This window comes from Streptomyces sp. AA4 (genome assembly GCF_000158875.1).
In the GTDB taxonomy this organism is placed as follows: Bacteria; Actinomycetota; Actinomycetes; order Mycobacteriales; family Pseudonocardiaceae; genus Amycolatopsis.
Map to the genome: position 1 here is coordinate 8311322 of NZ_GG657746.1, position 15261 is coordinate 8326582.

General features: G+C 67.2%; 14 protein-coding genes. 8 read left to right on the plus strand and 6 right to left on the minus strand.

Going from position 1 to position 15261, the window contains the following annotated elements:
- Positions 1-121: 121 nt before the first annotated feature.
- Entirely contained in the window at positions 122-2425 is a 2304-nt protein-coding gene (locus tag SSMG_RS38045) for a hypothetical protein (protein ID WP_037716238.1), read from the minus strand.
- A 257-nt stretch (positions 2426-2682) separates the two neighbouring features.
- Between SSMG_RS38045 and SSMG_RS38050 the strand changes: the two genes are divergently transcribed.
- From SSMG_RS38050 to SSMG_RS38065, 4 genes are read left to right on the plus strand one after another with little or no spacing between them, the layout of a single operon-like run.
- Positions 2683-3189, plus strand: a complete 507-nt coding sequence (locus SSMG_RS38050) for a PE domain-containing protein (protein ID WP_009085075.1) — start codon at positions 2683-2685, stop codon at positions 3187-3189.
- Entirely contained in the window at positions 3190-3795 is a 606-nt protein-coding gene (locus SSMG_RS38055; protein ID WP_009085077.1) for a DUF3558 domain-containing protein, read from the plus strand.
- Position 3796: 1 nt separating this feature from the next.
- Positions 3797-5041, plus strand: coding sequence for a hypothetical protein (locus SSMG_RS38060; protein WP_009085079.1), 1245 nt, complete (start codon positions 3797-3799; stop codon positions 5039-5041).
- A gap of 21 nt (positions 5042-5062) precedes the next feature.
- Positions 5063-5806 (plus strand): ESX secretion-associated protein EspG, encoded by a 744-nt coding sequence (locus tag SSMG_RS38065; RefSeq protein ID WP_009085081.1) that lies wholly within the window; start codon positions 5063-5065, stop codon positions 5804-5806.
- Between the two features lie 44 nt (positions 5807-5850).
- Here the strand turns inward: SSMG_RS38065 and SSMG_RS38070 are convergent, their stop codons facing one another.
- Genes SSMG_RS38070 through SSMG_RS38080 form a run of 3 tightly spaced genes read right to left on the minus strand, consistent with a single transcriptional unit; the run spans position 5851 to position 8539 of the window.
- Entirely contained in the window at positions 5851-6624 is a 774-nt protein-coding gene (locus SSMG_RS38070) for an amino acid ABC transporter ATP-binding protein (protein WP_009085083.1), read from the minus strand.
- The gene (locus tag SSMG_RS38075) at positions 6621-7580 is read right to left on the minus strand and encodes an amino acid ABC transporter permease (protein WP_009085085.1); all 960 of its coding nucleotides are present in this window, start codon (positions 7578-7580) and stop codon (positions 6621-6623) included. The genes SSMG_RS38070 and SSMG_RS38075 overlap by 4 nt, the downstream gene beginning before the upstream one ends.
- A gap of 41 nt (positions 7581-7621) precedes the next feature.
- Complete coding sequence (locus SSMG_RS38080) at positions 7622-8539, minus strand: ABC transporter substrate-binding protein (protein WP_037716241.1); 918 nt, start codon at positions 8537-8539, stop codon at positions 7622-7624.
- A gap of 317 nt (positions 8540-8856) precedes the next feature.
- Between SSMG_RS38080 and SSMG_RS38085 the strand changes: the two genes are divergently transcribed.
- The 3 genes from SSMG_RS38085 to SSMG_RS38095 are packed head-to-tail and all read left to right on the plus strand — an operon-like array spanning position 8857 to position 12171.
- A complete protein-coding gene (locus tag SSMG_RS38085) occupies positions 8857-10368 on the plus strand; it encodes a circularly permuted type 2 ATP-grasp protein (protein WP_199786426.1) in 1512 nt (503 codons plus the stop codon).
- Between the two features lie 13 nt (positions 10369-10381).
- Positions 10382-11332, plus strand: a complete 951-nt coding sequence (locus SSMG_RS38090; protein WP_240690707.1) for an alpha-E domain-containing protein — start codon at positions 10382-10384, stop codon at positions 11330-11332.
- Positions 11329-12171: a transglutaminase family protein gene (locus SSMG_RS38095; RefSeq protein ID WP_009085093.1), complete on the plus strand. Its 843-nt coding sequence runs from the start codon at positions 11329-11331 to the stop codon at positions 12169-12171. The genes SSMG_RS38090 and SSMG_RS38095 overlap by 4 nt, the downstream gene beginning before the upstream one ends.
- On the opposite strand, the gene SSMG_RS38100 is transcribed toward SSMG_RS38095, so the two are convergent.
- Together SSMG_RS38100 and SSMG_RS38105 are read right to left on the minus strand one after the other, a co-directional pair.
- On the minus strand, positions 12172-13152 hold the full coding sequence (locus tag SSMG_RS38100; protein ID WP_037716243.1) for an iron chelate uptake ABC transporter family permease subunit: 981 nt from the start codon (positions 13150-13152) through the stop codon (positions 12172-12174).
- On the minus strand, positions 13149-14165 hold the full coding sequence (locus SSMG_RS38105; protein ID WP_037716245.1) for an iron ABC transporter permease: 1017 nt from the start codon (positions 14163-14165) through the stop codon (positions 13149-13151). The genes SSMG_RS38100 and SSMG_RS38105 overlap by 4 nt, the downstream gene beginning before the upstream one ends.
- A 62-nt stretch (positions 14166-14227) precedes the next feature.
- Between SSMG_RS38105 and SSMG_RS38110 the strand changes: the two genes are divergently transcribed.
- Positions 14228-15241: an ABC transporter substrate-binding protein gene (locus SSMG_RS38110; RefSeq protein WP_009085098.1), complete on the plus strand. Its 1014-nt coding sequence runs from the start codon at positions 14228-14230 to the stop codon at positions 15239-15241.
- Positions 15242-15261: the final 20 nt, after the last annotated feature.

Consider the following 15261-nt stretch of genomic DNA (forward strand, 5'->3'; position numbering starts at 1 on the left):
ATATATATATATATATATATATATATATATATATATATATATATATATATATATATATATATATATATATACTTAAAGGCGATCCCGCACGCGACGGCGGAGCCGGCGCCAAAAACACAGATCAGGACTCTCTCCGCAGCATCCGGCTGACACCCGCCGCGACGGTCGTCGCGAGGACCCAGCCGGACGCGGTGAACCCGGCCGCCACCCAGTTGTCCGCGCCGTGCATGTACCAGCGCGACTTGTTGCCGAAGTCGACGATCGGCACGAGCAGGTCGGCGGTGTAGATGACCGGATTCCACTGCAGGCCGGAGTCCTGCTGGTTGACCAGGCAACGAGGTCCGCTGGTCATGTAGCGGCCGGTGTGGTCGTTGACGCAGTCGTCCTTGCCGAGGCCGAACCAGAGGCTGCCGAGGACCAGCAGCGTGAGCAGCCAGCCGAGCGCGCGCACCGGACGGAAGCCGTAGCCGACCATCGATCGCTGCAGCCAGCTCCATACCCGGACGCCGGGGCCGAAGAACTTGAAGCCCTTGGCGAGCGCTTCGTAGCGGAACTGCTGCTTTCTCAGCGCGACCGTCGAGGCGTGCTCCTCGTTACCGGCTGCGCGCAGGGTCGCGGCGAGCTGGTCGTACGGGCCGGGTCGGTAGCCGCGCATTGCTTTGCGCAGCAGTTCGATCCGGTGGTCCAACGCTTTGTCGTCGTCGAGCGCGATGCCGTGTTTCAGGGCGTCGTAACGGAAATCTTCCAGTTCCAGGCCGTCGGTAGCGTTCCAGATCTCCTCGTTGTCGGCCAGCGCACCGCAATGCGCCCTGCGCAACCGCACTGAGCCGGTCGGCGCTTCCGCGGGGGACAGGATGAACTCGTCCGCCGTGACGTCGCTGGCGTCGAGCGCGATGTCGTGCGGAGCAAGGGAGCCGAGCTTCGCGCCGTGCATGTCGAGCCTTCGCGCGATCTGCGCCCCGTCGAGGTTCACGCCGCCCTCGGCCAGGAATGGGCGGTCCTTGTCCTCGGTGAGCACGAGGTCGCGTCCGATCCGCGCGGTCCGGATGTCGAGGGAGAAGCTGCTCGATTTCCGTTGCCCTGGCTCGGTCAGCAACGTGCCGAACATGTTCACGCTGCCGCCGATTTCCGCGCCTTGCAGCCGCAGGGTGCCCTGTAGCGTGGCGTCGGTCAGCTGGAAATTCCCGGAGATTTTGGCTCTCCGGGCGGAAAACACGTCGCGCCCCGGGTGGAGGAACATCGAATTCCAGGCGAGGAAGTTGCCGCCGACCGTGACGTCCGCGAGCCGCAACTGCCCGATCGGCACGCGAAGGTTGGTCGCCTCGATGTCGCCGCCGATCGTGGACCCGTCGAGATGCAGCGCCCGGTCGTAATACGGCGTCGCGCGGCCGCGCACCATGGTGATTTCCGCGCCCGCAAGCCTGAGCGAACCGCCGATGCGCGCGTTGACCATGCGAAGCGTGCCGAAGGCCCGGAGCCCGTCAGACAACTCGAGATTGCCGTCGACCTTGAGCCGATCCGCGACCAACGCCGGCCGCGGATCGAGGTACGGATCGCCGGATTTCCACGCGTCCACGGCGATCGGCCCGCGCTGGTCGACCTGAAGCCGCGCCTCGCGCATGACGATGTCACTGTCCACAGTGGCGCTGGGGAGATAGAGGACTCCCTTGGCGGAGAACCGTTTCCGCTCGCTGGCCGGCCCGTAGTTGTCGACCTCGCACAGCAAACTGCCGCCGATGTGCAGGCCGTTCCCGTTGAACGCGAAGCCGTCCGGATTGTCGAACGTGGCCCCGGAAAAGTTGACGTTACCGCCGGTCCGCATGCCCGGCAGCCGCACCTCGCCCTTGGCGACCATGCGATAGGCCAGCAGCGCACCGGTGATCACGAGGCGGTCGCCCTGAATCGCCTTGCCGTGCGGATGCTTGATCGTGGTCCTGGTGAGCACGACCGACCCGTCGATCACCGCGTCGGTGAGATTGACGGCCGCGTTGGGCATCCCGCGCTCGCGATCGTCCCCGCGCTGCACGGTGGTCGTCTCCATTTCGAACCCGTCCGCCGCGATTTCCACGACGCTGCGAATAAGCCGTACATCATTCCGGCTGCGCAAATTTCGGGCCCGGAGTCCGGGTAGCCAGCATTTCCGGAAAACAAGCCCGAGAAGCGTCGCCTCGCGCACGTCCGGCGGATGCTCGAACCGGCAGCGTTCGAATTGGAAAAGGAAATTGAGGTCGCCGGCGCGAAGATCGAGCGTGCCGGTGATGTAGGCGTCCTCGACCAGCACGATCGGCGCGTTGGTGGCCTGCCGTCTCCAGCGGAGAATGCCGGTGGTCCCAGGTTTGAGCAGGTCCGCGGCCTTCACCTCGTACCGCTTGTCGGGAACCCCGGCAAACGGATCAAGCGGCGGCAAGGTCGTATCGGTCGGCACGAGCCCCTTCTCCCCACGATCGTTCGGCCCTCAGGGAATCGGATCAACGGCGGATGAGCAAGGGGCCGGGTGGAGTAGTGCTTGGCGGGGGTTACCGAGTGCGTGTGGGTGGCTACTGGATTGCTCCACCGCCTGGGCGATCTAACCGGAACGCGCCTCGTGGGTGGTTCGTCCCTGCTATGGTCACGTGCCGAAGCTGATCAAGAACAGAGGGTAGGCCGCGCCCAGGAACCGCGGCCCGTGCGGGGAGGCACGACATGCCAGACGGAACGAACAGCGGGCTGCAGGGCGTCCAGAACCAGATCATCTCGACGGCGCCGACCGCTCCGCCGCCCGGATCCGGGCTGGTCCCGGGAGCCAACGCGGCGACGCCACCGCCTCCGCCGCCGAATTTCGGCGCGCTCGGGTCAGGCCAGGCCAAAGCGGACTTCGCGGCGGCCGCGTCCAACGGCGGCTGGGAATTCAACCCGGAGGCGATGGACAAGGTGATCCAGCAGCTCGAGGACAGCCTGGACAACGAGTACTCGAGGGCCCGGACCATCGCGATTCAGTTCGCGCAGCTCGGCCAGCCGGGTTCGGACAGCGTTACGACGGCATACTCGCAGGCGGCGGACCGCGCCACGACCGCGTACAACGAATTTCTCCGGGGCACGGTCGATTACCTGGACGCTTATGTCCAAACCCTCAAAGACATCCGAACCGCATACGTGAAGCAGGACCACGCCGCGATCGACGCGCTCCGCGGAACCCGAAAGGTCGACTGAATGCGAATTCGTCACGCCCGCCAACTCGTACTCGCCGGCGCGGGTGCGCTGCTGCTGACGGCTTGCGGAGGAGGCTCGGCCGGAGGACAAGCGACACCAGCACCGGCCAGTTCGCAGCCGACAGAAGGCATGCTCGCCCCGAAGGTCGCCGTGCCGTTGACCAACACCGCCCAGTACGAGGCGGACCCCTGCTCCGCCCTCCCGACCTCCGAGGTGGAAAAGGCGGGCGGCAAGGTCAAGGGCACGTCGGTCGCCCAGTCGATGGTGGGCAAATCCTGCCAGTGGACGTTCGACGGAAACGGAGGCAACGTCAGTGCTGGTTTCTTCTCGGGCAACAAGCGCGGCCTCAACAGCCTTTACTTGGAAAACCAAGCCGGGCGGCTGACCACTTTCAAGCCGCACGCGCCGATTCTGGGCTATCCGTCGGTTGTCTACAGCAAAGGCGACGAGGGGACCGGATCGTGCGCGCTGGCGGTAGGGGTGCGCGACGACCTCACCTACACCGTCAACACCCAGTTGCGCTCGGGAAGCCCCGTGGTAGCCGACCCGTGCGGGCTGGCGGAGAAGCTTGCTGCCGCCGAGATCACCCGGTTGAAGGCAGGTTGACGTGGTGCTCACCGGTCATGACATCTTCAACCAGCTCCACAACCCGGGCGACACGACCGGCCTGGACGCGATGGGCGGTGGCTGCGGTGAACTCAAATCCATTCATCACGAGGTAGCCACCAAGCTCACCGAAAGCCAAGCGGCGCTCAATTCCTTCTGGAAAGGACAGGCCGCCGAGACCGGCAAGGCCGGACTCGCCCCGTTGATCGCCACGTCCCACATCGCCGCGGAAAAGATGGACTCGATGCAGAAGTCCATCGCGGAACAGTCAGCGGCGTTCAACTACGTGAAGAACGCAGTTGTCCCGGTCGCGCCGACCAGGCCTGACGACCAGAAGCTCTCGGATTACGTTTCGCTCGGAGCGAGCGACGACGAGATCGCCGCCGCGGAGTTCGACGACAAGACCAAGAAGAATGTCGAGGCGTACGGCCAGTACCAGCTGAGCACCGATCCTCGGACTCAGACCATGCCGATGGATTATCCGGCCGCGCACGATCCGGATGTGTCCTCGACTGGCATTACTCCGGATCAGCAGACTCCGGGGGCCACTACCGGGCGAGTCGGCTCCGGCATTGGCCACCACTCGGCCGGCGGGGGTTCCTCGCACAACTACAGCAGCGGGCCCAGCACCTACTCCGCTCCTCCCGGGGCCGCGGGCATGCAGGCTCCTCCGCCGCCCGGCCACGGCGGGAGTGCGGTTCCGCCCATGACGCCGCCGCCTGGCCACGGCGGGAGTGTAGCTCCGCCCATGACGCCGCCGAATGACAGCACTCGGGCGGCTTGGGCGGATCCCACTCCGCCGCCGACGTGGCAGCCGCCGGTTTCGGTGTCTGGTGGCGGGAATCCTGGCGGGACGAACGGTGGGTTCGGGCCGGTCGGCGGGTTTGGCGGCTTCGGGCCCACTAGCGGTGGCGGCGGATTCGGCCCGGGCGGGTCCGGGTCCGGATCCGGTGGCGCAGCCAGCCCAGGCGGTGGTGCTGGACCGCGAGGTGTCGGTGCGGGTACCGGCGCGGGAGCGTTTGGCGAGGGCGCGGCCCGGCCTGGAGTGGGCGGGGCTGGGGCGGCTGGAGCGAAAGGCCAGCCGGGCATGGGTGGCATGGGTGGCATGGGTGGCGGCGGCAAGGGCGGCAAAGGGCCCGACGACGAGGAACACCAGCGCAAAATCCTGCTGTCCGAAGAGGACCCGGATTCGATTTTCGGGGGTTATGACGGCAATCGGCCGACGCCGCCGGTTATTGGGGCTTAGCGGAATGGGGGAGGGAAAGCGGTGCTGCGCAAGCCCGTTGAGCTGAGCCTGCAAACCTTCGAGGTGCTGCTGGAGCGGCTGAATCTCGGCGACATCCACCCAACGTTGGTGCGCGGTGCGTTGTGGTACTCGCCGGAGGAAAGGCGGCAGCTGGCGGCAGACACGGACCGCGAGTTGCACACTGTTGGTTTGCTGCAACGGGGGCGGCTTAGCGACGAGTTCGTTGAGACAATGCATTTGCTGCAGCGTCCGGGTGTCGAGTACTACTCGTGGGTCAAATCGGAGCGTGGCGAGCGGACGGTGCGGGCCGCCGCGAGTGGGCGGGACGCGGCGACTGTGGTTGCGGTGAACCAGAAGTTGTATATCGCGCCGTGTTCGGCGGATACGTTGGTCCGGGAGTTCGTCGCGTTGCTGCCGGAGGCTCCGGCGGCGCGGGTGCTTTCGCTTAACTGTTCCGACGAGGATCTGAAGTTGGTTAAAGGCGGCAGCCAGCCGTCGGGGCGGACGAGTCCGAGTATTCGGGACGCGAAGCAGGTGCTGCAGTGGCTGGCGAAGCCGCACACCTACTTCGGACGGCTGTACGTCGCGGTCCGGGACGGTCGCGGGAAGCGGCGGCGCAACGAGAATCCGCCGGGGTGGGCGGATATGGAGGAGGGGCGGATCCTGTTCGGGGTGGACAAGTCCGGATGGATCAGCTTGGCCGGCGCTGGGCCGCAGGAGATGGCGAAGAAGGTGCAGCAGCTGGAGAACGAGCTGCGCCGTTAAAAAGGGCCGCCCGGAGAATCTCCGGGCGGCCCCAAGCAAAAAACTCAAGCGTTCGGGTTCAGCACCCGGGCCAAGAACGCCTTCGTTCGTTCATGCTTCGGATCCCCGATGACCTCGTCCGGGGCCCCGGACTCCACGACAACCCCGCCGTCCATGAAGAAGACCTTGTCGGCTACCTCGCGGGCGAACTGCATTTCGTGGGTTACCACGACCATCGTCATGCCGTCCTTGGCGAGCTGGCGCATGACGCCCAGCACGTCGCCCACCAGCTCCGGGTCCAAAGCGGACGTCGGCTCGTCGAAGAGCATCAGCTTCGGTTGCATCGCCAGTGCTCGCGCGATGGCGACCCGTTGCTGCTGGCCGCCCGAAAGCTGGCCGGGGTAGGACCGCGCCTTGTCCGCCAGGCCGACGCGGTCCAGCAGTTCCAGCGCCCGTTCCCGGACCTGGGCCCGAGGCTCGCGGCGGACCTGGACCGGGGCCTCCATGACGTTTTCCAAAGCCGTCATGTGCGGGAACAGGTTGAATCGCTGGAACACCATGCCGATGTTCTTGCGCTGCTCGGCGACTTCCTTGTCCCGCAGCTCGTGCAATCGGCCGCCGCGTTCGCGGTAGCCGACCAGCACGCCGTCGACATACAGCCGGCCCGCGTCGATTTTCTCCAGGTGGTTGATGCAGCGCAGCAGGGTGGACTTGCCGGAGCCGGACGGGCCGATCAGGCAGAGCACCTCTCGGTCGTGCACTTCCAGGTCGATGCCCTTCAGCACTTCGAGCGAGCCGAAGCTCTTGCACACCTTCTGTGCGGAAACAACAGGAGTCACCGCGCAGCACCCCCGCCTCCGGCGCCGCCGCGGCCGAAGCGGTAGCCCAGCATTCGCGCTCCCCACTTGTTCTTCTGCGCGGTCGCCCGTGAAGTGCCCCGGGCGAAATACCGCTCGATGTAAAACTGCACGACCGTCAGCACCGACGTCATGAACAGGTACCACGTCGCCGCGACGATCAGCAGCGGCACTGTCTTGTAGTTCTGCGAATAAATCGTCTGTGCCGACACGAACAGCTCGAAGTATCCGATGACGACGACCAGCGAGGTGGTCTTCAGCATCGAGATGGTCTCGTTGCCGGTGGGCGGGATGATCACCCGCATCGCCTGCGGCAGGATGATCCGGCGCAGCGTCTTGCCCCGGCTCATGCCAAGCGCGGACGCGGCCTCCAGCTGTCCGCTGTCCACGGACTGGATGCCGCCGCGGACGATTTCCGCCATGTACGCCGCCTCGTTGAGGCCGAGGCCCAGCAACGAGGCGACGAACTGGTTGATCAGCGTGTTCGTGTCCCAGCTGATGAAGGTCGGCCCGAACGGAATGCCCAGGCCGATCTTCGAATACGCCAGCGCAAGGAAGTTCCAGATCACCAGCTGAGTGATCAGCGGCGTGCCGCGGAACAGCCAGATGTACACCGACGCGGCACCCGACATCAGCAGGTTCGGCGACAGTCGCATCACCGCGAGCAGCACGCCGCCGACGATGCCGATGATCATCGAGATCACCGTGAGCACCAGCGTGTTCCGCAGGCCGTTGAGAATCCGGTTGTCGAAGAGGTACTCGCCGACGACCGGCCACTGCAACGCGGAATTCGTGACGACGCTGCGGATCACGATGAACGCGACGAACACGATGAGCACGCCGGCGATCCAGCGTCCGTAATGCCGGACCGGGACCGCCTTGATCGGGGTGGTGTCGACCTCCTGCCAGGAATCGGCGGGGCCGGGGGGAGTGGACACGAGTAACTACGTCCTCGATTTCTTCAGGAAGCGGCCGGTTCTCAGGAAGCGGACGGGTTGATCTCCGACTTGGTGATGGCGCCCGAACCCGACAAGCCCCACTTGTCCAGGATCTTCTTGTAGATGCCGGTGTCGATCAGCTTCTGCACGGCGCCCTGCACCGCCTTGCCGAAGTCGCCGCTGCCCTTCGGCAGCACGATCCCGTACGGCGCGGTGTCGTACGGCGCGCCGGCGGCCTCCAGCTGACCGCTGGTCTGCTTCACCGCGTAGTCGATGACCGGCGAGTCGGCCAGTTCGGCCTGCACGCGCTTCGCGGTCAGCGCCAGGTTCACGTCGGTCTGCGCCTGGAACTGGGTGATGTCGATCGGCTGCTTGCCCGCCTTGGTGCACGCGGTGTTGCGCTTGCCGAGGTCGTCGACCTGCGTGGTGCCCTTCTGCACGGCCACGTTCTTGCCGCACAGGTCGTCCACCGACAGTTTGTCCGGATTGCCCTTGAGCACCGCGAGCGAGGTGCCCGCGCTGTAGTACGAGATCATGTCGACGGTCTGCATCCGCTCGGCGTTGATCGTGAACGACGAGATGCCCATTTCGTACTTCTTCGCCGAAATACCGGGAATGATGCCGTCGAACGCCGAGTTCTGGAACTCCGTCTGCACGCCGAGCACCTGGCCGACCGCGGTGCCGAGGTCGACGTCGAAGCCGGTCGCCTTGCCGTTCTCGACGAATTCGTTCGGCGGGTAGGTCTGGTCCTGCCCGATCACGATCTTGCCGTCGGCCTTGATGTCGGCGGGCACCAGCGCGGCCAGCGCCGCGTCCTTCTGCGCGGTCGGCGCGCTTTCGGTCCCGCCGGGAGCCTGGCTGGAACCCGCGTCGGTGCCGCCGGATCCGTTGCCGCCCGCGCCGCACGCCATCGTCATGCCGACCAGCGCGAAAGCGGGGAGAAGGGCGAGTGCCTTCATTTGCTGTCCTCGGGCCACTTCGTCACTCCTCGTAGTTCTCAAGGGCTGAGAGCTGGCATATTGCCACTCATAAGCGGGTATGCACAGCACTGCTGCGTCACGGGGAAGTTTCGCACAAGACTTGACCGGAAGACGGGTGTCCGGGCCGTGCGGCGCGGTAAGTCAGGATGTCCCCCATGAACAGCAACCCCGGTCCCCGGCTGCCGCCAGCCGGACGACGTGCGCGAACGGTGAAAGGCCGCCGCGCGGCCCGGCCCGGCGCGCAGTTCGACGGCTACCTCGCCCCGGAGCGGCCGCACGCTGGCGCGTACGACGAGATGTTCGCGCCCGACGGCACGGTCCGCGCGCCGTACCGAGCGCTGTACGGCTCGATCGCCGCGCTCGACGCCAGCGACCTCACCAACCGCTCGCAGGCCCTTGACCGGGCGATGGTGGACCAGGGGATCACCTTCTCGCTTTCCGGCCAGGAGCGGCCGTTTCCGCTCGACCTCGTGCCCCGCGTCCTCCAGGCGACCGAATGGTCCCGGCTCGAACGCGGCGTGACACAGCGTGTCCGGGCGCTGGAGGCGTTCCTCGCCGACGTCTACGGCGACCGGCAGATCCTGCGCGACGGCGTGCTCCCGCGCCGGCTGATCACCTCGTGCGAGCACTTCCACCGCGAGGCATACGGGATCAAACCGCCCAACGGCGTGCGGATCCACGTGTCCGGCGTGGACCTCGTGCGCGACGAGGAGGGCACTTTTCGGGTGCTGGAGGACAATCTCCGCAACCCGTCCGGCGTGTCCTACGTGATGGAGAACCGGCGCACGATGGCGCGCGTGTTCCCCGACCTGTTCGCGCGACACCGGGTCCGGCCGGTCGGTGACTACGCGTCACATCTGCTTCGCGCACTGCGAGCGGCGGCCGCCCCGAACGTCGCCGATCCGATGGTCGTCGTGCTCACCCCGGGCGTCTACAACTCGGCCTACTTCGAGCATTCGCTGCTCGCCCGGCTGATGGGCGTGGAGCTGGTCGAGGGCCGCGACATGTTCTGCCGCGACAACGTGGTCTACCTGCGCACCACCGAGGGCGAACGCCAGGTCGACGTGATCTACCGGCGGATCGACGACGATTTCCTCGACCCGGTGCACCACCGGCCGGACTCGGTGCTCGGCGTCGCCGGCATCCTCAACGCGGCGCGCGCGGGCAACGTGGTGGTGGCGAACGCGGTCGGCAACGGCGTCGGCGACGACAAGCTCGTCTACACCTACGTGCCGGAAATGGTGCGCTATTACCTGAACGAAAAACCCATTCTGCCCAATGTGGACACCTTCCGCTGCTGGCTGCCCGACGAGTTCGACCACGTCATGCAGCACGCCGACGAATTGGTGATCAAACCGGTCGAGGGCTCCGGCGGATACGGCATCGTCTTCGGGCCGGAAGCGTCCAAAAAGGAGCTGGACGCGTTGCGCCGCAAGGTGCGCGCGAACCGGCGCGGCTGGATCGCGCAGCCGGTGGTGCAGCTGTCGACCGTGCCGTCCAAGGTGGACGACCGGCTCGCGCCGCGGCACGTCGACCTGCGGCCGTTCGCGGTCAACGACGGCAAGGAGATCTTCGTGCTGCCCGGCGGGCTCACCCGGGTCGCGCTGCCCGAGGGCAGTCTCGTGGTGAACTCGTCGCAGGGCGGCGGGTCGAAGGACACCTGGGTGCTCGCGTCGCGGTCCTCGACGTCGGAACAGGAACTCGACCGGCCCGCGCTCGGCGATGTGTCCGTTGTGGACGGAGTGGCCGCGGAGCAGGGGCCGGAGCTGTCCACGTCGCAGCAGCAACAACAGCAACAGCAGAGCTGAGGGAGGGAAATCCATGATGCTGGCCCGCAACGCGGAGTCGCTGTACTGGATCGGCCGTTACGTCGAACGCGCCGACGACACCTCCCGCATCCTCAACGTCTCGGTGCACCAGCTGCTGGAAGACGCGAGCGTCGATCCGGACCACGTCAGCCGTCAGCTGCTCGCCGTGCTCGGCATCCCGTTCGACGCGGGCGACGCGCTCGACGTGTGGAAACTGACCGAACTGGTCGCCTACGCGAAGGACAACCCGTCGTCCATCGTCGGCTCGATCAACTCCGCGCGCGAGAACACCCGCGGCGCGCGCGAGGTCGTCTCGACCGAACTGTGGGAATGCCTGAACGCGACCTGGAACGCGGTGCCGGACCGGCAACGGTACGCCCGCCGCGCCGGACCGCACGCGTTTCTGTCCTTTGTGGAGGAACGAGCGGCGATGTTCGCCGGGCTCGCCGATTCCACGATGAGCCGCGACGACGGCTGGCTGTTCCTCGTGCTCGGCCGATCGGTCGAACGCGCCGACATGGTGGTGCGGCTGCTGCTTTCGCGAGTTTCCGACCGCGCTTCGTCGCCGGGGTGGATGACCGTGCTTCGCTCGGCGGGCGCGCAGGACACTTACCTGCGCACGAACCGCGGCGCACTCGACGCGGCGCGCGTGGTGCAATTCCTGCTCCGGGACACGCTGTTCCCGCGTTCCGTTTTCCACGCGCTGCGCCAGGCGGAGGATTGTTTACGCCAGCTCGATCCGGGAATCAACGCCCGGGGCAACGAAAAGTCCGAGGCCGTCCGGCTGCTCGGGCGCGCCCGGAGCGAGCTGGAATTCCTCCATCCCGCGGCGCTGCTGGACGACCTGCCGCGGCGGCTGCGCGGACTGCAGGAAGCGATCAAGGAAGTCGGGGAAGCAGTGTCCATTCAGTACTTCCACACGTCGCCGTGGGTGGCGTGGAGCGGTGCGGAGGTGTCCCTGTGACCTGGCAATTGCGGGTGACGCACCGGACCGGCTACCGGTACGCGACGCCGGCCACCCAGTCGTACAACGAAGCCCGGCTCACCCCGCGTTCGGACCGGCGGCAGACCGCGCTGGCCACCCGCATCGAAACCTCCCCGGCCACCCGCGCCTATCGCTACACCGATTACTGGGGCACCGAGGTCACGTCGTTCGACTTGCACGCGCCGCACACCGAGTTCACCGTGCTCGCGACTTCCGTGGTGGAGACCGCGGACGAGGCGGAACCGGTGCGTTCGGCGACGTGGAAAGACCTGCAGAGCGAGACCGTCCGCGATCAGCGCACGGAGTTTTTGACGCCGACCCCGTATACGCCGAACGACCAGGAACTGTCCAAACAGGCCCGCGCGCTGCGCAAGGGACTGGACCCGGCGGACGCGGTGCTCGCGATCTGCGGCTGGGTGAACGAGCAGTTGAAATACCAGCCCGGGACCACTGGCGTACACAGCACGGCGACCGACGCGTGGCGGGCGCGCGAGGGCGTGTGCCAGGACTTCGCGCACGTCACGCTGGTGATGCTGCGGGCGATCGGCATCCCGGCGCGGTACTGCTCGGGGTACCTGCACACCAAACCGGAGGCCAAACTCGGCGAGAAGGTGGAGGGCGAAAGCCACGCCTGGGTCGACGTGTGGACCGGCGGCTGGTGGGCGCACGACCCGACGAACGCGATCCCGGTCGGCCCGCGGCACGTGTGGGTCGCGACTGGGCGCGATTACGCGGATGTGGCTCCGTTGAAGGGGATTTTTACCGGGGCCAGTCAGTCTACTTTGGACGTTTCGGTGGAACTGACGCGGATGGCGTAGTCACGCGGTCTGCCGCCGACGGGAAACCGCCAGCAGCCACAACAGATACCCTCCGCCCAGCGCGGCCGCGACCACGCCCACCGGCAGCAGTGAAGCGTCCAAAACCCGCTGGCCCACGAAGTCCGCCGCCAGTACCAGCACCGCTCCCATCGCCGCGGAGGCGAGCAGGTTCGGGCCGGGGCGACGGGTCAGGCGGCGGGCGAGTTGCGGTGCGGCAAGGGCGACGAACGGAATCGGCCCAGCCGCAGCGGTCGCGGAAGCGGCCAGCGCGACCGCGGCCAGCAGGACCACCGCGCGCACTCGCGGCACGGCGACCCCGACCGCGACCGCGGCGTCGTCGCCCATTTCCAGCATTCGCAGGGCGGGCTGGTGCACGAAGAGGAACGGCGCGAGCACCAGAACGGCCAGGCACAGCGGGAGGAAGTAGTTCCAGTCGCGGCCCGCCAGGTCGCCGGTCAGCCAGCCGACCGCCTGGGCCGCCGCTTCGAGTTTCGCTTGCACCAGCAGGTATCCGTTCACCCCGGCCAGCACCGCGCTCACTGCGATGCCCAGCAGCACCAGCCGGGAACTGAGCAGACCGTGCGGGGCGCACAGCGCGGTGACCAGCAGCGCGGTGAGCAAACCGCCCGCGACGGCGCCGACCGAGACCAAGCCGGGGCCCGCGCCGAACAGCAGGATCATCATGATCCCGCCGGTCGCCGAGCCGGTGGTGAAGCCGATGATGTCCGGGCTGCCGAGCGGATTCCGGGTCACCGTCTGGAAAACCGTGCCCGCCAGCGCGAGCGCGGCGCCGACGAAGATCGCGACCAACGCGCGCGGCAGGCGGCCGGTGACCACCAGGTACTGCGCCTTCGTGCCGGATCCGGCGAGCGTCCGCAGGACTTCGGCCGGCGACATCTCGTAGTCACCGGTGCCCACGGCGAGCACCAGCAGCGCTGCCGCGACCAGCGTCAGCAGTCCGACGACCACCCACGTCCTCATCGCCGCACCGCCTTCAACCGCCGCGCCACGATCACGAAGGCGACGCCGCCGATCACGTCCGTCATCAGGCCCACCTGGATTTCGCCGTTGCCGCCGAGCAACCGGCCGAGCACGTCGCAGCCGAGCAGCAACACCGGTCCGAGCAGTGCGGACAACGGCAGCACCCATCGTTCGTCCTGGCCGACCAGCGCGCGCACGACGTGCGGGATCATCAGCCCGACAAACGCGATCGGCCCACACGCCGCGGTCGCGGTCGCCGAGAGCAAGCCGACGGCGATCATGCCGACCGCGCGGGTCAGCGCCGGGTTCGCGCCGAGGCCGCGCGCGCTGTCGTCGCCGAGCGCGACCGCGTTGAGCGGCCGGGCGAGCACGCCCGCGAGCACCACCGCGATCAGGAAGAACGGCAGCAGTCCGGCGAGGCTGTCGAGGTTCCGGTTGACCAGCGAGCCGACGAGCCAGTACCGCATCTGGTCGAGGCTGTGCGTGTTGATCATCTGCATGCCCTGGTTGATCCCGACGAACACGGCCTGTACCGCGACGCCCGCGAGCACCAGCCGCAGCGGGCTCACCGAACCGCCGATCACCGTGACCAGGACCGTTCCGGCGAGCGCGCCGAAGAACGCGAACCACACCAGCTGTTGCGGCGAAGACACCGAGAACACCGCGCCGCCCAGGACGATCGCGACCGCCGCGCCGTGGTTGATGCCGAGCAGGCCGGGGTCGGCGACCGGGTTGCGCGTGATCGCCTGCAGCAGCGCGCCAGCCAGGCCGAGTCCGACGCCGACGGCCAGGCCGAGCAACGTCCGCGGCAGCCGGTCGTCGCGGATCACCACGTCTTCGAAGGTCCCGCGGTAGGAGAACAGTGCGTGCCAGACGCTGCCGAGCGGCAATCGGTTGGAGCCGAAGGCGATGGACAGCACCACCACGGCGACGAGGGCGACGAGCGCCGCGACCAGGACTGTCGCGCGGACGCCCCAGCGCCGGGATGTGACGCGCTCCCCAAGCAGGACCATGGCGTTCACCCTAAGGCAAGGCTAACCTCAGGCAGTACCGCACCCGATCCTCCGGAGTTCCGATGACCCTCTCCCCGGCGCGGCTGTCCCGCCGCGGTTTTCTCGCCGGCACCGCCGCCGCGGGCACGCTCGGCCTACTGAGCGCCTGCGGGTACAAAGACGACCAGCCCGCCGCCGACGGCGGCGCGACCTGGTCGTTCACCGACGACCGCGGCCGCAAGCTCGAAGGCGCGCGTCCACAACGGATCGTCGCGCAGGTGACCGCCGCGGCCGCGCTGTGGGACTTCGGCGTGAAATCGGTGGGCATCTTCGGACCGTCGCGACTGCCGGACGGCAAAACCGATCCGCAGGCGGGCGGCGTCGACCTGAAGTCGGTGACCTCGCTGGGCAACGTCTGGAACGAGTTCAACTTCGACAAGTTCGTGTCGCTGAACCCGCAGCTGCTGGTCAGCGTGATGTATCTGAAGCAGCAGATGTGGTACGTGCCGGACACCTTGGCGGACAAGGTCGACAAGGCCGCGCCGAGTGTCGGCATCGGACTGCAGGACATCGCGATGCCGCAAGGGATCGCGAAGTTCGAGGCGCTGGCGAAGGCGCTCGGCGCGAACGTCGCGACGCCGGAAATCCAGCAGGCGAAGGAAAAGTACGAAGCCGCGGACGCCAAGTTCGCCGAGGCGGTCAAGAAGACGGCCGGGCTCAAGGTCGTGCTGCTGTCCGCGCAGAAGGACACCGTGTACGTGGCCAACCCTTCGAAGTTCGCGACCTCGAAGCACTACCAGGAGAAGGGGATGCAGTTCGTCCTGCCCGAGAAGCCCGACGAGAGCCAGGGCGGCTACTACGAGCAGGTCAGCTGGGAGAACGTCGGCAAATACTCGGCCGACGTGATCATGTACGACTCGCGCGGCGGTTCGCTGTCGCTCGGCCCGGACGGGCTCGGCGGCGTCCCGACCTGGCAGCAGCTGCCCGCGGTGAAGGCGGGCAAGCTGATCCCGTGGAACAACGAGACGCCGTTCTCGTACCAGCGGTTCGCGCCCGAGCAGACCCGGGTCGCCGACGCGCTGGGCAAACTTGCGTGAGGCCTCGTGAGTGCCTGCGC